At 70.0% G+C, this 20375-nt stretch carries 15 protein-coding genes and 1 pseudogene; 10 read left to right on the top strand and 6 right to left on the bottom strand.

The genetic code is table 11. The annotated features are described in order from the left end of the window. Positions 1-98 precede the first annotated feature (98 nt). Positions 99-785 carry an urease accessory protein UreG gene (gene ureG, locus TU34_RS10880; RefSeq protein ID WP_045822977.1) on the top strand — a complete coding sequence of 229 codons (687 nt, stop codon included), beginning with the start codon at positions 99-101 and terminating at the stop codon, positions 783-785. Beyond that, a complete protein-coding gene (locus TU34_RS10875) occupies positions 785-1435 on the top strand; it encodes an urease accessory protein UreD (RefSeq protein ID WP_045822880.1) in 651 nt (216 codons plus the stop codon). Before ureG ends, TU34_RS10875 begins: the two co-directional genes overlap by 1 nt. Here the strand turns inward: TU34_RS10875 and TU34_RS10870 are convergent. Together TU34_RS10870 and TU34_RS10865 are read right to left on the bottom strand one after the other, a co-directional pair. Continuing rightward, entirely contained in the window at positions 1432-2970 is a 1539-nt protein-coding gene (locus TU34_RS10870; protein ID WP_045822879.1) for an NAD(P)/FAD-dependent oxidoreductase, read from the bottom strand. The two genes, TU34_RS10875 and TU34_RS10870, sit on opposite strands and share 4 nt — an antisense overlap. Before the next feature lie 207 nt (positions 2971-3177). After that, positions 3178-3729 carry a CGNR zinc finger domain-containing protein gene (locus tag TU34_RS10865; protein WP_045822878.1) on the bottom strand — a complete coding sequence of 184 codons (552 nt, stop codon included), beginning with the start codon at positions 3727-3729 and terminating at the stop codon, positions 3178-3180. A 98-nt stretch (positions 3730-3827) separates the two neighbouring features. Here TU34_RS10865 and TU34_RS10860 point away from each other — a divergent pair, with 98 nt between their 5' ends. Further along, positions 3828-4913, top strand: coding sequence for an EamA family transporter (locus TU34_RS10860; RefSeq protein ID WP_082080141.1), 1086 nt, complete (start codon positions 3828-3830; stop codon positions 4911-4913). Here TU34_RS10860 and TU34_RS23005 read toward each other — a convergent pair. Both TU34_RS23005 and TU34_RS10850 read right to left on the bottom strand, forming a co-directional pair. Beyond that, positions 4811-5404 (bottom strand): GNAT family N-acetyltransferase, encoded by a 594-nt coding sequence (locus TU34_RS23005; protein ID WP_045822877.1) that lies wholly within the window; start codon positions 5402-5404, stop codon positions 4811-4813. The genes TU34_RS10860 and TU34_RS23005 overlap by 103 nt on opposite strands. A gap of 118 nt (positions 5405-5522) precedes the next feature. Then, complete coding sequence (locus tag TU34_RS10850) at positions 5523-6866, bottom strand: TIGR01777 family oxidoreductase (protein WP_045822876.1); 1344 nt, start codon at positions 6864-6866, stop codon at positions 5523-5525. 221 nt (positions 6867-7087) lie between these two features. Here TU34_RS10850 and TU34_RS10845 point away from each other — a divergent pair, with 221 nt between their 5' ends. The 7 genes from TU34_RS10845 to recD are packed head-to-tail and all read left to right on the top strand — an operon-like array spanning position 7088 to position 19522. Then, positions 7088-8386, top strand: a complete 1299-nt coding sequence (locus TU34_RS10845; protein ID WP_150116489.1) for an NAD(P)/FAD-dependent oxidoreductase — start codon at positions 7088-7090, stop codon at positions 8384-8386. A 19-nt stretch (positions 8387-8405) separates the two neighbouring features. Continuing rightward, complete coding sequence (locus TU34_RS10840; RefSeq protein ID WP_045822875.1) at positions 8406-9167, top strand: DUF1365 domain-containing protein; 762 nt, start codon at positions 8406-8408, stop codon at positions 9165-9167. A 1-nt stretch (position 9168) separates the two neighbouring features. Next, complete coding sequence (locus tag TU34_RS10835; protein WP_045822874.1) at positions 9169-10413, top strand: SAM-dependent methyltransferase; 1245 nt, start codon at positions 9169-9171, stop codon at positions 10411-10413. A gap of 57 nt (positions 10414-10470) precedes the next feature. Further along, on the top strand, positions 10471-10929 hold the full coding sequence (locus TU34_RS10830; RefSeq protein WP_045822974.1) for an acyl-CoA thioesterase: 459 nt from the start codon (positions 10471-10473) through the stop codon (positions 10927-10929). 30 nt (positions 10930-10959) lie between these two features. After that, positions 10960-14286, top strand: coding sequence for an exodeoxyribonuclease V subunit gamma (gene recC, locus TU34_RS10825; RefSeq protein ID WP_045822873.1), 3327 nt, complete (start codon positions 10960-10962; stop codon positions 14284-14286). Then, on the top strand, positions 14283-17645 hold the full coding sequence (locus tag TU34_RS10820) for a UvrD-helicase domain-containing protein (protein WP_045822872.1): 3363 nt from the start codon (positions 14283-14285) through the stop codon (positions 17643-17645). The genes recC and TU34_RS10820 overlap by 4 nt, the downstream gene beginning before the upstream one ends. Continuing rightward, positions 17645-19522 carry an exodeoxyribonuclease V subunit alpha gene (gene recD, locus TU34_RS10815; protein WP_045822871.1) on the top strand — a complete coding sequence of 626 codons (1878 nt, stop codon included), beginning with the start codon at positions 17645-17647 and terminating at the stop codon, positions 19520-19522. Before TU34_RS10820 ends, recD begins: the two co-directional genes overlap by 1 nt. A 30-nt stretch (positions 19523-19552) precedes the next feature. Here recD and TU34_RS10810 read toward each other — a convergent pair. Together TU34_RS10810 and TU34_RS24625 are read right to left on the bottom strand one after the other, a co-directional pair. Continuing rightward, positions 19553-20173: pseudogene (locus TU34_RS10810) on the bottom strand (hypothetical protein); the annotation flags it as partial. Next, positions 20161-20334: a glycosyltransferase family 2 protein gene (locus TU34_RS24625; RefSeq protein ID WP_420835177.1), complete on the bottom strand. Its 174-nt coding sequence runs from the start codon at positions 20332-20334 to the stop codon at positions 20161-20163. The gene TU34_RS24625 and the pseudogene TU34_RS10810, both read right to left, overlap by 13 nt. Positions 20335-20375 lie beyond the last annotated feature (41 nt).

The following is a 20375-nucleotide window of genomic DNA, read 5'->3' as shown; positions in this document are numbered from 1 at the left end:
GCCCCGGCACGGACGACCGAGCCCTTGAGATGACCTAGCCCTTGAGATGACCGAGCCCCCGACCGCACCCGCAGCACGCACACACGAGGATGGTGACCATGCCCCCGCATCTGATCGACGGTGAACCCCACACCCATCACGACCGCCCGCGCCGGGAGCGCGTCGCAGGGGAGGCCCTGCGGATCGGTATCGGTGGGCCCGTCGGATCCGGAAAGACGGCACTTGTGGCGGCACTGTGCCGGCAACTGCGAGAAGAGCTCTCGGTCGCCGTGCTGACCAACGACATCTACACGACCGAGGACGCGGACTTCCTGCGTCGCAACGCGGTTCTCCCCGACGAACGGATCACCGCGGTCCAGACCGGTGGATGCCCGCACACCGCGATCCGCGACGACATCACCGCCAACCTCGACGCGATCGACGACCTCGTGGCGGCGAACCCGCCCCTGGACCTGATCCTCGTGGAGTCGGGCGGGGACAATCTCACCGCGACGTTCTCGACCGGACTGATCGACGTGCAGATCTTCGTCATCGACGTCGCCGGCGGCGACAAGGTGCCCCGCAAAGGTGGTCCGGGCGTGACGTTCTCGGATCTGCTCGTGGTCAACAAGACCGACCTGGCGCCGCTGGTCGGTGCGGACCTCGGCGTGATGGCCGGCGACGCCGCGCGTGTCCGCGAGGGCCGCCCCACCGCGTTGATCTCCCTGACCGACGACCCGGCCGCGAGCGACGTCCTCGCGTGGGTCCGTACGCAGCTCGCCGAGGTGGCCGGCGTCACGACCTGATGCACACCGACGTGCGCATCATCGCGCGCAGCGGTCGGACCCCGCTGATCCGCGCCACGGGCGGACTCGCGGTGCGGCAGACCGGTGTCGACCGGGTGCATCTGATCTCGACCGCGGCCACCCCGCTGGGCGGCGACCACATCAGCGTCAGCGTGCAGGTGCAGGCCGGCGCACGCCTGCACCTGCACACTGTCGCGGCCACCATCGCCCTGCCCGCGCGCCACGAGACCGTCTCCGATGCGGAATGGAACCTCGACGTCGCCGACGACGCGGAACTTGTGGTGGACCCACTGCCGACGATCGTCGCCGCCGATGCCGACCACCGCACGCGGACACACGTGCACGCGGCGTCGACCGCGAGGGTGACGATCGGGGAGACCGTGCAGATCGGACGGCACACCGAGGGGGCCGGACGGTGGTCGGGCCGGTTGCACGTCGACATCGACCGCGCCGCCGCCCTGCGACACCGCGTCGAACTCGACCGGTCGCGGCGCGCACTGATCAGCAGGTTCGTCTACCCCGACCCGCGGCCGGCCGCGGTCTCCCCGACCGCGGTCGCCGCACGACTGGACCTGCGCTGCGGTGCGACGCTCACGACCGTGGTGTCGGCGTCGCTCACCGACGCGAACTCCGCCCTGGCCGCGCTCTAACCGGCGTCGGCGCGTTCCTTCTCGACGACGTCGGGATCGCCGATGTTCTTCTCGGCCTCGGCCTGCGCGTCGGTCGTGCCCTCGACGTCTGCGCCGTCACCGGCGGGTGTGGACGTCGCCGCCGGGGGAGTCGGCGCATCCGCCGCCGGGATGCCCGACGACTCGTCGACCTTGTTCTCGGACTCGAGGTGGTGCAGATGGTCCATCGCGGTGCGCGCGTACACCTGCTGCTCGGTGACGGTCAGCTGCGACCGGTTGCGCGTGGTGAACGACACCGCCCAGTCGATGATGGTGCTCAGGCGACTGCGGAACCCGACGATGTAGACCAGGTGCAGCGCGAGCCAGCCGAGCCACGCGAAGAAGCCCTCGGTCTCGAAACGCTTGGAGGTGAACGGGATCGGGACGCTCATCACGGCACTGAACCGCGACACCGTCGCCATCGACCCCTTGTCGTGGTACTTGAACGGGGTGCGGTCCTCGGGCTTCTGACCGTTCAGGCCCGCCTTGATCGCGTCGGCCGCGTACCGGCCACCCTGGATGGCGCCCTGCGCCATGCCGGGCACGTCGTCGATCGACATCATGTCGCCGACGACGAACACGTTCGGGTGACCCGGGATCGAGAGGTCGGGCTGCACCTTCACGCGACCGGCGCGGTCGAGTTCGACGCCGCTCTGTTCGGCGAGCTGCTTGCCGAGCGGGCTCGCCGCGACGCCGGCCGACCACACCTTGCACTGCGACTCGATACGGCGGGTGGTGCCGTCCTTGTCCTTGACGGTGAGGCCGTTGTAGTCGAGGTCGACGACCATTGCGTTGAGCTGGATCTCGACGCCCATGCCCTCGAGCCGCTTGGCCGCCTTCGTGCCGAGGTTCTCACCCATCGGCGGCAGCACGGCGGGCGCGGCGTCGAGCAGGATCACCCGGGCGCTCGTCGGGTCGATGTTGCGGAACGTGTCCTTGAGGGTCTTGTCCGACATCTCCGCGATCTGGCCCGCGAGTTCGACACCCGTCGGTCCGGCGCCGACCACGACGAAGGTGAGCAGCCGGGCCCGTTCCTCGGGATCCTGCGACAGCTCGGCCTGCTCGAAGGCACCGAGGATGCGTCCGCGCAGTTCGAGCGCGTCGTCGATGGTCTTCATGCCGGGGGCGAACTCGGCGAACTGATCGTTGCCGAAATACGACTGCGCGGCACCGGCGGCCACGATGAGGCTGTCGAACGGCGTCTCGGTGAGGCGGGTCAGCAGCCGCGAGGTCACGACCTTGCGCTCGAGGTCGATCGACTCGACGTCACCGAGCAGCACTCGGGCGTTGTCCTGTTTGCGCAGGATGACGCGGGTGGCGGGGGCGATCTCGCCCTCCGAGACGATGCCGGTCGCGACCTGGTAGAGCATCGGCTGGAAGAGGTGGTGGGTGGTGCGGGCGATCAGGGTGACGTCGACATCGGCCTTGCGCAGGCGCTGTGTGCCGAACAGGCCGCCGAATCCCGAGCCGATCACCACGACGCGGTGTGGGTGTCGTCCGTCCGTCGTAGCGCTCATGGGCTTCTCCTGTCAGTCGACGTGCGGTGGGGCTGCCGCAAACGATGGTCACGCGTGGGCTCGACCGAGTGGGGGAGATCCGACCGATCGGGTCGGTCTCCGCGACCGTGCTCGACGCCAACGGTAGTCAATCCGTCCGACTCGCACGCGACAAGGCTCACACGACCTCGTCGAGGGAGGTGGGTGGCCACCGATGCCACGGGTCGATCAGGAGTGCGTGATCTGCGATCGACGGGCGCGGTAGGCGGCCACGCTGGCCCGGTTCCCGCAGTTGCGCTCGGCGCAGAAGCGGCGAGAACGGTTGCGTGACATGTCGATCAGTACGCAGTCACAGTCGTCGGCGACGCAGGTGCGGAGTCGGTCGAACTCGTCGGCACGGATGAGGTCGACGAACGCCATCGCGGTCTCGGCCCCGATGCGGTCGGCGAGCGGATCGCCCGAGTCGGTGACGTGGATGTGCCAGTCGGCCGTGTCGTGACGTGTCACGAACGGCCGGGCGCCCGATTCACGCAGTATCCGGTTCACCTCCGCGGCCGCGGCGTCGCGGTCGAGGTCCCAGAACCGGGCGAGTCGGTCGCGCAGCGCGCGGACCGCCTGCAGTTCTGTGACATCGCCGTCGTGGCGGCCGGTGTAGCCGTGGGTGTCGAGGAAGTCGCCGAGGTCATCGGTCGTGGCCAGCGTGTCGGTGTCGGTGCGCCCGGAATTGACCAGTGCGGTGACCGCGACCAACGCCGGCTCGGTGTCATGGGTGAAACGCATCTTGACTCCTGACAGGTGCGTGTCGTTTCCTTGTCATGAGCATAAGCTGCCGACGCTCATGACACACCGGATGCGACGGCACCAGGAGAGGCGAACCGATGCCACGCGCAACAACCACACCGACGGCGGGGCCCGGATCGGTGACGTCCGGCGTCGCGCTGGCCGCCGTCTCCGCGATGTCGTTCGGGATGTCGGGGCCGCTGGCCTCGGCGCTGATCGACGCCGGGTGGTCCTCGACGGCGGCAACCCTCCTGCGCCTGGGGCTCGGCGCGGTGGTGCTCGTGGTACCGGCCGCGATCATGGGGCGTCGGCGTCTCGCCACCATCGCCCGTGCACCCTGGTCGGTGCTCGCCTACGGCGTGATGGGGGTGGCGATGGTGCAGTTGTGCTTCTTCAACGCCGTTCGGCATCTCGATGTCGCCGTCGCTCTGCTCATCGAGTACAGCGCGCCGGTGCTGGTGCTGATCTACCGCCGGGTGGTCGGCGGGCATCGCGCCGGTCGTCTCACGCTGCTGGGCGCTGCTGTCGCTATCGCGGGATTGGTGACCGTGGTCATCGGTGGCGCCGCGGGGTGGTCGATCGACCCGATCGGTGTCCTCTGGGCCGGTGCCGCCGCCGTCGGGCTGGCCGGGTATTTCCTGATCGCCGGTCCGAGCGCGCGCGTCGACGTCGACGGGCGCAGTCGGGGTGACGTCGACCCGGTCGCGCTCACCTGTGGCGGACTCGTGATCGGAGCCCTCCTCGTCGGCGCGGCCGGCGCCGTCGGCTTGTTGCCAATGACGGCGAGCACCGCGGATGTCACCCTCGCCGGAGGCGAACTGCCCTGGTGGACCGCAGCCGTCGCGGTCGCGGTGATCTCGACCGCGATCGCCTACGTCACGGGGATCGCGGCCGTCCGGCGGTTGGGCCCCACCCTGGCGTCGTTCGTCGCGCTGGTCGAGGTGATCACGTCGGCGACGGCGTCGTGGATCCTGCTGGGCCAGTCGATGTCACCGGCTCAGATGGCCGGAGCCGTGGTGATGCTGTGCGGCATCGTGACCGTCCGACGCGGCACAGATCGCGGCGATGCCGCAGATGCCACTCAGGCCGTGAGCTCGGACGTCGACCCACGCACCCCCCACACGAAACGCGCGCTCTCCCAGTCGGAGCGGCGCAGCTCGTATTCGACCTCGCCGCGCTCGTAACCGTCGGTTTCGGCGTCGTCGCCGAGATGCAATGCGGTCAAACGCATCCCGGACTTCTCCATCACCCGACGCGACGCCGAGTTCACGGCCATCGTGCTCGCGAAGACCCGTCCGGTGTCGGGGGCGTCGAACGCGACGCGCATGAGGGTCTGCGACCCCTCCGTCGCCAGTCCACGGCCCCATGCCGCACGCCGGAGTCGGTAGGTCAGTTCGAGTTCGGGTTGCGTGCCGTGGCGCGGGGCCCGCAACGAGAACCAGCCGACGAACTCCCCGCTCGACCGGTCGATGGCCGCCCACATCCCGCCGCCGCGGCGCGACGACATCTCGGCCACCGCTCGGGGCACCACCCAGTCCTCGATCACCGCGCGAGGGGTCGGTGCGCCTCCGGACACGTACCGCATGACCGCGGGATCACTGTCGAGTTCCACCAGTGACGACACGTCGTTCGTGCCGACGGGCCGCAGGATCAACTGGGGCGTCTCGACGATCAACGCGCACCTCGTTCTCCGCGGCCCGGATGGTCACCCGATCGGTGGGGACCACCGGCCGCCGGCCGGGCGAGTGCCCATGCCCGGCACCCGAAGTGCGCTCATGATACGGCCTGCAGGCTCACTTTCCGCACTGATGCGCCAACGCGTCGGCGAGTCGCGGCATCCGGAACTCGTGGCCCCATCGCTCCAGCTCGGTGGGCACCACGCGCTGGTCGGCCAACGCCAGTGAGTCCGCACCCGTCTCGGTGAGCAGCAGTTTCGGGGCGAACTCCGGTACGCGGAAGAACGTGGGGCGGTGCAGGACCGAGCCCATCGTGGAGGTGAACTCCGCATTGCGCACGGGCTCGGGCGACACCGCGTTGACCGGTCCGCTGACCCGCTCGTCGAGCGCGGCACGATAGAACACATCGCAGACGTCCTCGAGGCCGATCCACGACAACCACTGGCGCCCGTTGCCGATCGGCCCACCGAGTCCGGCCGAGAAGAGCGGTCGCAGCAGCTTGAGCATGCCGCCCGCCGCCGACTGCACCACGCCCGTGCGGATGTTGCTGACCCGCAGGCCGGCGTCGCGCGCCGGGTCGCACGCGGCCTCCCAGTCGCGCACGATGTCGGCGACCACGCCGTCGCCGGGTGCGCTCGACTCGGTGAGACGCTCGTCGCCACGGCTGTCGCCGTAGATCCCGATCGCCGAACCGGCGACGAACACCGACGGACCGGAGCCGCGGGCATGTGCCGCCGCGGCCACCGAGGCCAGTGCGCGCGTGGGCCCGACGCGACTGTCGCGGACCGACGCCACGTGGGAGTCGGTGAACCGACCGGCGATCGATGCACCCGCGAGGTGGATGACCACGTCGACACCGTCGAGGAGATCGGCCGCGGGATGCGCGGTGTCCCAGCGCCGTTCGTCGGGGCCCTCCGGGTCACGACGAACCAGGGAGATCACCCGGTGCCCGCCGGTGGTCGCCAGTGCGGCCAGGGCGGTGCCGATCGTCCCCGACACGCCCGTCATCGCGATGGTTATCGGTGTCGGCTGCAGTGCGCGCGCCCACTTCTGGGTGACGATGTCGTCGGCGAGCTGGCGGTGGCGGAAGTCGAACATCGATGACAGGACGAAGCCGGGGACGCGGGTGTCGACCGTGTCGGTGATGCGGGTGCGGTCGTCGCCGACGGCGTCGAAGCGGTGGGTGTGGGTCCACGGCGTGACGAACTTCAGCGGCACCGAGGTGAGGGTGTCGACGAACTGATGCGGCGGGTGATACCCCGACGGCACGTGTGTCGCCTTCCACGGCAGTCCACCCGGCAGGGCGAGGACGGCCTGCCCGTCGGAGATGGAGGTCGCCTCCGACCGCAGCGACATCGGGGCGAACGGCGGCGACAGCCGGTGGAAGGCGCCGGGGCGGGTGTGCCAGGCGAAGACCTCGTCGATGGTGTCGTCGACGACCGACGACCGCGTGATGCTCATGACTCGAGAGTAGGCACATCGCGCGCCGACCATGCCGCCGCGACCGCGTGCGCCGACCGGTGACGTCCGATTGCGCTGTGAGCCGAACGGGGTGCTCCCATCCGGCACGCGGGAGACAACGAATCATGGTGGAGACGCCGATGAGGCGATAATGATCGCGCGCCCGGCGACGACACCGGCCGCGCCCGATTCGAACCCAGGATCAGAGGTGGGAGATGGTGATGGACGCCGCACGCCCGTCGATGCCGTCCGTCGCGGTGATCGGCTCCGGTGTCTCCGGACTCACCGCGGCCCACATCCTCGGTCGCAGTCACGCGGTGACGCTGTACGAGGCCGACGATCGGTTGGGTGGGCATGCTCACACCCATTCCGTCGCCGACGGCGACCGGACGCACCGGATCGACACCGGTTTCATCGTCCACAACACCGAGACCTACCCGCTGTTGCGGCGCATGTTCACCGAACTCGGCGTGGCCACCCAGCCCACCGAGATGAGCATGAGCATCAGTGACCCGGCGGGCCGCTTCCAGTACGCCGGCGGTCGGGGGATGGGCGGCATCCTGGCGCAGCCGTGGCGGCTGGCCGATCCGCGTTTCCTCGGGATGCTCGTCCAGATCAAACAGTTCCACCGTGCGGCCGCCGCATTCCTCGACACCGCTGACGACGAGGACCTCACCACCTACGGCGAGTTCCTCTCGGGTCATCGCTTCGGTGGGTTCTTCCGTCGGCACTATGCGATCCCGCTCGTCTCGTGTGTGTGGTCGTCGGGTGCGCAGACCTCTCTGGACTACCCGGCGCGTTACCTGTTCGCGTTCCTGCGCAACCACGGCATGCTGTCGGTCACGGGGTCACCGCAGTGGTACACCGTGACCGGTGGCTCGCACGAGTACGTCGATCGGATCGCCGCGACACTCCACGACATCCGCCTGGGCACCCCGGTCGCGGAGATCACGCGCAGCGACACCGGTGTCACCGTCGTCGACGGACATGGCGGGCGTGAGCGGTTCGACAAGGTCGTCGTCGCCACGCACCCCGAGCAGGCCCTGTCGATGCTGGCCGATCCGTCCGAGGCCGAGAAGACGCTGCTGTCGGCCTTTCACTACTCACCGAACGAGGCCGTCCTGCACACGGATTCGTCGTTGCTGCCCCGTTCGCCGCGGGCGCGTGCCTCGTGGAACTACCTCACACCCGACGCGTCGAAGGGACCGGCCGACGACGCCGATGGTGACGCTCTGCCGGTGGTGACCTACTGGATGAACCGGTTGCAGGACATCGACAGCGACACCGACTTCCTGGTGACGCTCAACGCCCGCCATCTCATCGACCCCGCGTCGATCATCGAGGTCATGGACTACGCCCATCCGGTGTACACACGCGCCGCCGTGGCCGCCCAGTCGATGCTGCCGACCCTGACCACCGCGACCACCGCCTTCGCCGGCGCCTACCACGGGTGGGGATTCCACGAGGACGGCTGCCGATCGGGCGTGGCCGCCGCGGAGGGCCTCGGCGCGACATGGTGACCACGGACCCGGTGCGCGCATGACCACCGTCCTCGACCTCCCCTCGTTGCCCGCGATCGTCGCCGGGGACGTGGCGCACCGCCGCCGTGGTGCGACGGCGCATCGGTTCCGCCACCGCGTCTATCAGTGGCTGATCGACCTCGACGCGCCGCCGCGACTGCCGCGTCCGCTCCGTCCCTTCGCCCGGTTCTCCGCACGCGACCACCTCGGTGCGCTCGACACCGACGACACCCGTGCGATCAAACGCAACGTCGAGACGTTCCTGCGCGCCAACGGGATCGAGACGGGACCCGGCTCACGGATCCTCATGCTCGCCAACGCGCGGGTGCTGGGCTACGTGTTCGACCCGCTGTCGGTGTACTGGTGCCTCGACGCCTCCGGCACCGTCACCTGTGTCGTCGCCGAGGTGCACAACACCTACGGCGAACGGACCGCCTATCTGCTCCATCCCGACCGTGACGGGCACGCCGAGGCCGACAAGCACTTCTACGTCTCCCCGTTCAACGACGTCTCGGGCCGTTACCGGATGACGTTCCGCCTCGCCGCCGACCGGATCGGGGTCACGATCATCCTCGACCGCGCCGGTATGGAACCGTTCACCGCGACGTTCACCGGCGTCCCGCGACCGGCGACCCCTCGTCGGGTCGCCCGCTCGATACTGACCATGCCCCTGATGCCCCAACGGGTCTCACTGCTCATCGCCGTCCACGGGATCTGGCTGTGGGCACGACGTCTCCGCGTCGTCCCGCGCCCCCCGCACACACCACCCCAGGAGGTCTGACATGACTGGAGTCGCAGATCCGTTCGCCGTCCGCCGTCCCGTTCTGAGCGGGACGTGGTTCAAGACGCCGATCACGAAACGTCTGGTCGACTACGCGTTCAGCAAGGCGCCCGTCGCCGTGCGCTTCCCCGACGGCACCGTGCGGGGGCACGGGGGCGAGGGTGCCCCCGAACTCGAGATCGTCCGTCCCAAGGTGTTCTACGACCGACTGAGCCACAACCCCAAGATCGGGCTGGGCGAGGCGTACATGGCGGGGGACTGGCGCGCGGCCCCCGGCAGCGATCTCGGCGCCGCCCTCACCCCGTTCGCCGAACGACTCACCACCCTCATCCCCGAGCGGCTCTGGAAGATGCGGGCCGTGGTCGACAAGCGGATCCCGGAGAGCCAGCGCAACTCGATCGAGGGATCGAAACGCAACATCGGATCGCACTACGACCTGAGCAACGAGATGTTCGCCGCGTTCCTCGACCCGACCATGTCCTACAGCTCGGCCATGTTCGATCCCGCCACCGATTTCGCCGGCCAGGATCTCGAGACCGCGCAGTACCGCAAGATCGACTCGATCCTCGACATGGCCCATGTCGGCTCGGGGACTCGCGTCCTGGAGATCGGCAGCGGCTGGGGAGCGCTGGCGATCCGGGCGGCGCAGCGCGGCGCCCACGTCACGACGGTGACCCTCTCGGCGGAACAGCGCGAGCTCGCCCTGGGGCGCATCGCCGAGGCCGGCCTGGGCGACCGGATCGACATCCGCCTGCAGGACTACCGCGACGTGCGCGGTGAGTTCGACGCCATCGTGAGCGTGGAGATGATCGAGGCCGTCGGCGAGGAGTACTGGCCGACGTACTTCGGGGCCCTCGACTCCCTGCTGGCCCCGGGCGGCACCGTCGCCATCCAGGCGATCCTCATGTCGCATGCGCGGATGCTCGCGACGCGTCGCTCGTGGGGCTGGATCCAGAAGTACATCTTCCCCGGCGGGCTCATCCCGTCGCTGCAGGCCATCGACGATTCGCTCGCCGACCACACCACGCTGGTCCGTTCGGACCGCGTGGAACTTGGCCAGCACTACGCCGAGACACTCCGGCGTTGGCGTCATCGCTTCAACGAGACCTGGACGACAGTGTCGCACAGGGGATTCGACGAGACCTTCCGCAGGATGTGGGAGTACTACCTCGCCTACTGCGAGGCCGGTTTCGCATCCGGGTACCTCGAGGTCAGCCAGCTGCAGTTCACCCGTCGACCCGCCTGAGGGCGCGCGCCGCCCGCCGCGGGTACGCCGTGGGTACCGGTCGATAGCATGACCGGCATGTCTGATCACGTGGTGACGGTCTCGCTGCAGCTGCGGTGGGGCGACATGGATGTGAACAACCACATCAACAACGTCGCCATCGCGCGCCTGTTCGAGGAGTCCCGTGTGCGGGCCGGCATGGCGCTCCTCATCGCCTCCGGTGCGCCGCCCTCCGAGGACGGTGCGCTGATCGACGGTGGACTCGTCGTGGTCCGGCAGGAGATCGAGTACCTCGCGTCGATCCCGTACAGCGGCGACGACATCACCTCGCGTGTCTGGCTCAGCCGCGTCGGCACGTCCTCGTTCGACTTCGGATGCGTGTTGACCGACCCCGCGGGCGCCGCGTTCGCGCAGGCCGAGACCACCCTGGTCTGCGTCGATCCGGCCGGACGACCGGTCGGCCTCGGCGAACGCGTCGCCGCGGCGATGCGCGACCGTGTCGAGGCGCCGGTGCCCCTGCGCAGCCGGCGATCGTGACCGCGTGACGCCGGCGAGTCGGATCCGCCGATGTTGACGGCGCACCGGGCCGAGCGCACCGATGTGTTGGCGTCGGCGCTGGCCGACATCCTCGCCGAGCCGCTCGCCGATCCGTTCACACCGGAGATCGTGGCGGTGCCCGCCAAGGGTGTGGAACGGTGGCTGGCGCAGACCCTCTCGGCACGTCTGGGTACCTCCGCGGGCCCCCTCTCACGGGCGGACACGACCGGCGTCGCCGACGGGATCGCGGCGAACATCGATTTCGCGTCGCCCGCCGAACTCACCGAGCGGATCCTGGCCGCGGTGCGGGGGCACCGTCGTCGCGACGACCCGTGGTCGGCGGCCCGGGTGCAGTGGATGATGGTCGACGTCCTCGACGCCTGCTCCTCCGACCCCGCCTGCGCGGTACTGGCCCGTCATCTCGGCGTGGCGGGGGCCCGTCCGGATCCGCACCGCGTGGGACGTCGGTGGTCGACGGCCACCGATCTCGCCCGACTCTTCGCCTCGTACGCGGCGGCGCGGCCCGACATGATCGCGGACTGGGCCGCCGGTGACGACACCGACGGTCACGGACAGGCCCTACCCGACGACATGCGATGGCAGGTCGTCGTGTGGCGCGCGTTGCGCGACCGCATCGGGTCGCCGAGCCCGGCCGAACTGCTGCCGGCACTGTGTGAGCGGATCGCGGCCGCCCCCGACGCCCTCGAGCTCCCGCCGCGGTTGTCGCTGTTCGGTCCGACCCGCCTGACCACCGAACAGATCCGGGTCCTGCGCGCGGTCGCCGCACACCGGGACGTCCACCTGTTCCTCCCACACCCCAGTGATCGCCTCTGGTCGTCACCCCCGGAATCGGCCGAGGTGGTCCGCCGCCGCGATCTGCCCCGCGCCGGGGTGTCGAATCCGTTGCTGGCCGGGCTGTCCCGCGAGATCCGCGAGACGCGGTTGCGCCTGGCACCCCACCTGGACCGCGATCTGCATCACCCCGATCCCGACGGTCCCGCACGCGCGGGTGCGCCCGCACCCGGGACCACGGTGCTCGCTCGGTTGCAACGCGCCATCCGCGACGACATCGCCCCGGCCGACATCGTGGTCGGGCCGACCGACGACTCGGTGTCGGTGCACGCCTGCCACGGCCCGGCGCGGCAGGTCGAGGTGATGCGGGACGTCCTTGCCCGGATCTTTTGTGAGACACCCGATCTCGAGCCACGTGACGTGATCGTCATGTGTCCCGACATCGAGGCCTATGCGCCGCTGATCCGCGCCTCCTTCGGCCGCGACGGCAGCGGTCATCCCGCCCACGGCCTCCGGGTGCGGCTCGCGGACCGGAGCATGGCCGCCACCAACACCGTCCTCGACGCGGTGGTCGCCGTCGTGGCGTTCGCCGGCGGACGCGCCACCTCCGGAGAGATCCTCGACCTCGCGGCGCGTGAACCGGTCCGCACGCGATTCGGCTTCGACGACGACGACCTCGAGACGATCGCGGAGTGGATGTCCGAGGCAGGCGTGCGGTGGGGAATCGACGACGCCCAGCGCGCAGCCTTCGGTCTGCGCGGGTACGAACAGAACACGATGTCGGCGGGCCTGGACCGGATCGCTCTCGGCGTGGTGGCCGACGAGTCGTCGATCGGGTGGATTCATCGGGCACTGCCGTTGAGCGGTATCGACAGTGCCGACATCGATCTCGTGGGCCGCTTCGCGGAGTTCGTCGACCGACTCGACCGTTGTCTCACCGCCATGTCGGGTGGTCACACCGTCGAGGAGTGGGGGACCGCACTGCTCGCGGTGATCGACGACCTCACCGACGTCCGCCGGGCGGACACCTGGCAGCGCGCGCAGGCCGTCGACGTCGTCGGAGCCGCCCTCGAACACGGCGATCCCGCCACCGTGCTCCGCCGCACCGACGTGGTCGCGCTCCTCGACGACGTCGTCGCCGCACGGCCCACCCGCGCGAACTTCCGCACCGGTGAGCTCACCGTCTGCACGATGGTCCCGATGCGGGCGGTGCCGCACCGCGTCGTCGTCCTCATCGGACTCGACGACGACACCTACCCGCGGGCCACCCGTGACGACGGTGACGACATCACCCGCCGCGATCCCTGTGTGGGCGAACGTGATCCACGTAGCGAGGATCGGCAGCTGCTGCTGGACACCATCATGTCCGCCCGTGATCGTCTGGTCATCTGCTACAGCGGTGCCGACCCGGTCTCGGGGCTGCGCCGTCCCCCGTCGGTGCCGGTGAGCGAGATCGTCGACGCCGTCGCCGCGATCGTCGGCACCGACGATCCGACCTCGGTGGTGCACCGTCACCCGCTACACGCCTTCGACCCGGCGAATTTCGCCGAGATCGACCCGTTCTCGTTCGACGTCGCGGCACTCGCCGGTGCACGGGCCCTCACACGGACACCGAACCATCGCATCGCGTTCGACCGCCGTCCGCTCACCCCCGTCCCGACCGACGACATCGACATCGCCGACCTCGTCGCGTTCTTCGACCACCCGGTGCGCGGGTTCTGTCGCCAACGTCTGGGTTTCGTGGTCCCCGACACCGACGACGTCCCGGCCGACCAGCTCGACGCGGCCCTCGATCCCCTGGACCGCTGGGGTATCGGTGACCGCCTCCTGCGCCGCCGTCTGTCCGGCGAGTCCATCGAGGCGCTCCGCGCCACCGAGCTGCGACGTGGGACGCTGCCGCCGTTCGAGCTCGGTCAGGTCGCGTTGGCCGGCGTGCTCGACGACGTCGAGCCACTCGCCGCGGCCGCGCAACCGATGCTCGATCGGCCCGTCGAGACCGTCGACGTCGACGTCCCCCTCGCCGACGGTCGCCGACTCGTCGGCAGCATCGGTGGCGTTCACTCCGCCCCGAGCGGGGCGACGGTGTTCCGTGCGCACTACTCCCGCCTCGGGTCCAAACATCGGCTCCAGAACTGGATCTCGCTGCTCGCCGTCGCCGCCACGCGGGGCGGCGCGGCCGAGGCGGTCGCCATCGGGCGCGCCGGGCGCGGGTCACGACTCGCACGATCGACGCTGGAGGCGCCGCCGGACCCGGTGGCACCGTTGCAGGCGCTGGTCACCCTGCGCGACACGGGGTTGACGCAACCGCTACCGCTGCCCGCGAGTGCGGCGGCGGTGTACGCCGACCGCCGGTACGCCGGCAGCGACCACGCGGACGGGATCGAGGCCGCCCGCAAGGACTTCGGCGACAAGTACGGCGACGTGCATGACCGCCATCTGGGTCTGGTGTTCGCCGGCGGATTCGACGAGATCCTCGCCGCGGCCGAGCCCGTCGGCTTCGCGATGGCCGCGGCCACGATATGGCGACCGCTGCTCACCGCCGAGAGAATCGACACCCCGCGATGACACCCCGCGCCCGCACCATCGTCGCGGCCACGTACGACGTCACCGCCCCACCGCCCTCGGGCACCACTGTGCTCGAGGCGAGTGCCGGCACCGGCAAGACCCACGCCATCGTGGCGTTGGCCGCGCGGTACATCGCCGACGGTGTCGACATCGACCGCCTGCTGCTGGTCACCTTCTCGCGGATGGCCACAGCCGAACTGCGCGAGCGCACCCGAACCCGGTTGACCACCCTGGCCGCGGGGCTCGCCGACCCGGATGCGTCCGGCGACGACGCGCTCGTACAGGTGTTGGCCGCCGCGGAACCCGAGGTCGTCGCCCTGCGACGTCGGCGCGTGGTGGCCGCGCTGTCGGATTTCGACGCCTCCACGGTGAGCACCACCCACACCTTCTGTTCGCGCATGCTCGACGCCCTGGGCATCGCCGGGGAACGCGACCACGGCATCACGCTGGTCGAGGAGGTCGACGAACTCGTCACCGAGGTCGCCCGGGACGTCTACATCAAGAGGTTCAGCGGGGGCCACGCCCCGTTCTCCTTCACCGATGCCGACGAGATCGCCCGTGCCGGGGTCCGCCACCAGCAGGCGACCTTGGCGCCCCGCGACGCCGCGGAGAACTCCGCGGCCGCGGCACGGGTCGACTTCGTGGCCACGGTGCGCCGCGAGGTCGCTCGACGCAAGCGGATCATGCGGATCCGTGACTACGACGAACTGCAGTCACTGCTGCGCGACGTCGTCGCCGACCCCGAACACGGCGCGGCCGCACGAGCCCGCGTCCGCCAGTTCTTCGATGTCGTGCTCGTCGACGAGTTCCAGGACACCGACCCGGTGCAGTGGGACATCCTTCGCCTGTGTTTCCACGGCTCCGCCGACCTCGTGCTCGTGGGCGACCCGAAGCAGTCGATCTACGCGTTCCGTGGGGCCGAGGTCCTCAGCTATCTCGATGCCGCGGTCGTCGCCGACAATCATCAGGTCCTCGGGACCAACTGGCGCAGTGACGCGGGACTCGTCACCGCCCTCGATCATCTCTACGGCGAGGCGGCGCTGGGCCATCCCGACATCGTCGTGCGGCCGGTGGACGCCTGGCACACCACCTCGCGCCTGTCGGGTCGCACACCACTGCGCCTGCGGTATCTGTCGCGTACCGGCCTCGGACCCCTGGGCGACAACGGATTCCCCACCGTCGCGGCCGTGCGCGGCGCGGTGATCGACGCCGTCGCCGCCGACATCGCCCGGTTGCTCGGCGACCCGCCGCACCTCGACGACGCCGACGGCGGGCGTCCGCTGCGACCGTCGGACATCGTCATCCTGCTGCGCACCCGTGCCACGATCGCACCGATGCAACGGGCGCTCCGCGACGTGGGTGTCGCCTCGGTGGTCGGTGCCGGATCAAGTGTCTTCGCCACCGACTCGGCGCGCGACTGGTTCCACGTCCTCCGCGCCCTCGAACAACCCACCCGTTCCGATCGCGCGGCGCTCGCCGCGATCACACCGCTGATCGGGCGCAGCCCTGTCGACCTCGACACCCCGGACGGCGATGTCGCCGCCGATGTCGGTGACCTGTTGGTCGACCTCGCGCAGACCCTGTCACGTGCGGGGTTCGCGGCGATGTTCGATCAGCTCGCCGAGCGCACCGATCTCGCGGGTCGCATCCTCTCCGCCGTCGACGGCGAGCGGTTCATGACCGACCTCGTGCACCTCGCCTCGCTGTGCAACCGGGTGATGGTGGGGGAGTCGCGCGGTGTCACCGGGCTGCTGCACTGGTTCGCCGATCGCCTCGACGACCCCACGATCGGCGACCAGACCGAGCAGAGCCGCCGTCTCGACCGCGACGCCCAGGCGGTGTCGATCATGACCGTCCACGGCAGCAAGGGGCTCGAGTTCCCGGTGGTGTACGTGCCTTTCGGTTGGGACTCGGCGCGCAACCCGTCGCCGTCGACGGTGCATCTCCACGACGCCGACGGTCGACGGATCCTCGACGTGGGTGGCAAGAACGACCCCGGCTTCGACACGAACGTGCGCGCGGCACAGACCGAGGACGCCGGTGAGGAACTGCGCCTGTTCTACGTGTCGGTGACACGCGCCCGATCGCAGGTCGTGCTGTGGTGGGCACCGGCCACCACAGCACGTCGATCGCCGCTGCACCGACTGTTGTTCGCGCGCAACGCCTCCGCGGCGACGACGAACGCACCTGACCCCGCCGTCTCCGCGAACGTCCCCGCCGATGCGACCGCCGCGAAGGCACTGCAGGAGTGGGGACGACCGATGGGCGAGCTGATCTCGGTCGAACACGTCGACGGGACGTCACCGGCGCCCGTGCTCGCCCCCGATGACCCGCAGGGCCGCCTCGATCTGCGGGCGGCGACCTTCGACGCGGTGATCGACGACGACTGGCGCCGCACCTCCTATTCGGCGCTGGTCGCAGACCACCATCTCGAGGTCATCCCAGCCGGTGCCCCCACTCCCGACGACGGCGTCGGTCCGGGCGCGGCGGAGCCGGAGGCCGCGGGAACGGTCGACGAGCCGGAGGAGGTCACCGCCACCTCGGGCGGCGGGGGCGCGCCGTCGCTCATGAACACCTTGCCCGCGGGCGCGGCGTTCGGCACCGTGGTGCACGCCGTCCTGGAGGAGATCGACACCGACGCAGACGATCTCACCGCCGAGATCGCCGACCGATGCCGTCGGGCAGCTGCGGTGTCCGGGCTCGACATGAACGCCGACGTACTCGCCACCGCGATCACCGGAGTGCTCACCACGCCCCTGGGAATCCAGCACCCCACCGACACTCCGACCGCCGACGATCTCGCCGGCCTCGGGATGCCGAACCGATTGTCGGAACTGGACTTCGAGTTCCCCCTCGCCGCCACCGGCGGACCCACCGTCGCGGCGATCGCCGACCTCCTCGAGAGGCATCTGCCCCCCGGTGACCCGCTGCGGGCCTACCCCGACCACCTCCGGGACATCGGCGGCTCCACCCTCCGCGGCTTCCTCACCGGCAGCATCGATCTCGTGGCCCGCATCGGCGCCGGATCGGGGCACGAGCGGTACGTCATCGCCGATTACAAGACCAACCGACTCGGTGTCGGCGACCTCGGGGTCGAGGACTACCGGCCCGAGGCGATGGCACAGGAGATGATCCGCTCGCACTACCCGCTGCAGGCCCTGCTGTACTCGGTGGCACTGCACCGCTACCTGCGGTGGCGGCTCGCCGACTACGACCCGCACCGGCACCTCGGTCCGGTCTGCTACCTGTTCGTACGCGCCATGATCGGCCCCGACACCCCACCGGGGTGCGGGGTGTTCACCTGGGAGCTGCCGCCGGTCGTGGTGACCGAACTGTCCAACGTGTTGGCGGGTCGGTGATGGGGACCGACGCGCGTATCGCCGCCCGCGCGCAGGGGCTGCTGGCCACCTTCAACACCGCCGGCGTGCTCGGGGTCGCCGACGTCCACGTCGCCTCCCGGCTGGCCGCGACCACCGGCGTCGAGATCGATCCCGACGTGCTGCTGGCGACCGCGCTCACCGTGCGTGCGGTGCGAGCCGGCTCGGTGTGCATCGACCTGGCCCGCCTGCGAGACATCCCGCCCGACTCCGAGACCCCCGGCGGCCGTGACCCCGTCGGCGCTGAGACGGCCGATCTGGACGCGCTGCCCTGGCCCGACCCGACCACACTCGTCGAGAAGGTGCGCAGGAGTCCGCTGAACGGCTCCACCACGGCGTCGCCTCTGCAACCCCTGCGGTGCGCGACCACCGACGACGGCGTGGATCTGCTCTACCTCGACCGCTACTTCCGGCAGGAGCAGCGGGTGCGCGACGTGCTGGCCGCCCGCGCGCAGGTCGCGCCGACGGTCGATCTCGCCACCGTGACCGCACATCTCGACGAGCTGTTCCCCGCGACGTCCGGGGGAGACACCGGAATCGACCGACAGCGGTTGGCCGCGGCGGTCGCCGCGACCCGACCGACGACGGTCCTCGCGGGTGGCCCCGGCACCGGCAAGACCCACACCGCCGCGCGGATCATCGCGCTGTTGTCGACGCTCCACGGCCCCGGCATCCGGATCGGGCTCTGTGCACCGACCGGGCGGGCGGCCGCATCGCTGCAGGAGGCCGTCGTCGCGCAGTCGGCCGATCTCGATCTCCCCGAGGTGACGGCGGTGACCCTGCATCGGCTCCTCGGCTCCACGCGGCGCGGCAGCGGCCGCTTCCGGCACGACGCAGGCAACCGTCTCCCACACGACGTCGTGATCGTCGACGAGGCGTCGATGGTCTCGCTGACGATGATGTTCCACCTCCTCGACGCCCTGCGGCCGCAGACCCGACTGATCCTCATCGGCGACCCCGATCAGCTCGCCTCGGTCGACGCCGGGGCGGTGCTCGCCGACCTGGTGCACCGGAGACACGACACTCCTCTGGACGGACCGTTGGCCGGCATCGTCGACGCCGTCGCGACCGGCGACGAGCCGGACACCGCCGATCGCGCAGCGATCGCCGACGGGGTCATCTCGCTACGCCGGCGTCGACGTTTCGGCGCCGACATCGGGCGACTCGCCGACGCCGTCCGCGACGGCGATGCCGACACCGCACTCGACCTGCTAGCCGCGGGATCGGCGTCGGTGACCCTGGTGTCGCCCGGCGACCTCGATCCGGTCCGGTCCGACGTGATCGCGTGGGTCTCGGCGATGTCCACCGCCGCGATCGACGGCGACGCCGACGCCGCTCTCGCCGCACTCGCGAGCCACCGGGTTCTCTGCGCGCACCGGGAGGGACCGGCCGGGGTGGCGGTGTGGGCGCGCCTGGTGACCGCGTGGTCGGCGACGGCGGGTTCGGCCGGGCCCGACCGCCTCTGGTACCCCGGACGTCCGGTGCTGCTCACCGAGACCGACCACCGTGCGCAGCTCTACAACGGCGACACCGGCGTGGTCGTCAGCGAGGCGGATCGCCTGATGGTGGCGTTCGGTCGGGGCAGCCTCACGCGGCTGGTCCACCCGCAACGCCTGCGCGGGGTGATGTCGGCCCACGCGATGACGATCCATCGCAGCCAGGGCAGCCAGTATCGGTCGGTGTCGGTGGTGGTGCCGCCCGCGGAATCGGCGCTGCTCACCCGCGAGCTGCTCTACACCGCGATCACGAGGGCCACCGACCGCGTCGTCCTCATCGGCACCCCGGACGGCCTGCGCGCCGGGATCGAACGGAAGGTGCTGCGCGCCAGCGGCCTCCGGTCCTCGCTCGCAGAAACCTGATGCCGCGCGGAAGGATGCCGTGGGACGAGATCACACGACGGTCTGAGCGGAATCGTCGCCGGTGTCGTCGTCAGGCTGAGGTACCGGTGCGACGTGGGCGTCACGGTGATCCTCGTACGCCGTGGCGAGATCCCGCAGCCCGACCGTCTTGTACTTCTCGATCTCTCGGTCGAGGTGTCCGTACTGCGCTGCGTAGTACGGCCCCGTTGCGTGAAAGCAGAGGTGGTCGCGGATGACGCCATGCTTCTTACGAAGGTAGGTGGCGAACATGTTCGACAGCATGCCGTCCTCACCGCTCGCCATCGACAATCTGCGCCGCTTGATCAGTGGCGCGAGCAAAGTGTAGTGACGCCTTCGAAAACACGCGCACCATCCGCCGGCCGGTCCGCGTTCCACGGTCAGCTCGTCTCTGATGTCCAGGGAATACGCATCCGCCGGTGGTTTCGCACCGTTGGTGTACTCGTTCTGCACGACGTTCAGGCAGAGGAAGCCGTAGTCGTCGAAGGCTGTCATGTACCGGTCGAAGACGGCGTCGAGATCTGTCGGGAAGTCGAGGACGTCGTCGTCGACCACCACGATGTACTTTCCGCTCGCCGCAGTGAAGAGCCGGTGGTAAGCCTGCAGTCCCTCGTTCTCCTTCAACGTGATGACCCGGAGATTCTGTGCCCGGTGTACCGGGCCAGGACCTCCTTGGTGGCCTCATCGGACCCGTTGTCGAGGACCAGGACCTCGCACCGGTGTCGGTCTGCGATGTTCGACAACAGGCTCGTCAGGCTCGCATCCAAGAACCTCGGACGATTCCAGGTCAACATGATGAAGCTGAACTGCATGCGCGCAGAGTACCCACAACGAG

Origin of the sequence: Williamsia herbipolensis (assembly GCF_000964005.1) — a bacterium.
GTDB lineage: Bacteria > Actinomycetota > Actinomycetes > Mycobacteriales > Mycobacteriaceae > Williamsia_A > Williamsia_A herbipolensis.
This window is presented reverse-complemented; position numbering and strand designations above follow the sequence as displayed.

Bases quoted from the DNA above. Each gene is read 5' to 3' on its own strand.
- ureG (WP_045822977.1), top strand. From the start codon at position 99: ATGCCCCCGCATCTGATCGACGGTGAACCCCACACCCATCACGACCGC.
- TU34_RS10875 (WP_045822880.1), top strand. From the start codon at position 785: ATGCACACCGACGTGCGCATCATCGCGCGCAGCGGTCGGACCCCGCTG.
- TU34_RS10870 (WP_045822879.1), bottom strand. From the start codon at position 2,970: ATGAGCGCTACGACGGACGGACGACACCCACACCGCGTCGTGGTGATC.
- TU34_RS10865 (WP_045822878.1), bottom strand. From the start codon at position 3,729: ATGCGTTTCACCCATGACACCGAGCCGGCGTTGGTCGCGGTCACCGCA.
- TU34_RS10860 (WP_082080141.1), top strand. From the start codon at position 3,828: ATGCCACGCGCAACAACCACACCGACGGCGGGGCCCGGATCGGTGACG.
- TU34_RS10850 (WP_045822876.1), bottom strand. From the start codon at position 6,866: ATGAGCATCACGCGGTCGTCGGTCGTCGACGACACCATCGACGAGGTC.
- TU34_RS10845 (WP_150116489.1), top strand. From the start codon at position 7,088: ATGGACGCCGCACGCCCGTCGATGCCGTCCGTCGCGGTGATCGGCTCC.
- TU34_RS10840 (WP_045822875.1), top strand. From the start codon at position 8,406: ATGACCACCGTCCTCGACCTCCCCTCGTTGCCCGCGATCGTCGCCGGG.
- TU34_RS10835 (WP_045822874.1), top strand. From the start codon at position 9,169: ATGACTGGAGTCGCAGATCCGTTCGCCGTCCGCCGTCCCGTTCTGAGC.
- TU34_RS10830 (WP_045822974.1), top strand. From the start codon at position 10,471: ATGTCTGATCACGTGGTGACGGTCTCGCTGCAGCTGCGGTGGGGCGAC.
- recC (WP_045822873.1), top strand. From the start codon at position 10,960: ATGTTGACGGCGCACCGGGCCGAGCGCACCGATGTGTTGGCGTCGGCG.
- TU34_RS10820 (WP_045822872.1), top strand. From the start codon at position 14,283: ATGACACCCCGCGCCCGCACCATCGTCGCGGCCACGTACGACGTCACC.
- recD (WP_045822871.1), top strand. From the start codon at position 17,645: ATGGGGACCGACGCGCGTATCGCCGCCCGCGCGCAGGGGCTGCTGGCC.
- TU34_RS24625 (WP_420835177.1), bottom strand. From the start codon at position 20,334: ATGTTGACCTGGAATCGTCCGAGGTTCTTGGATGCGAGCCTGACGAGC.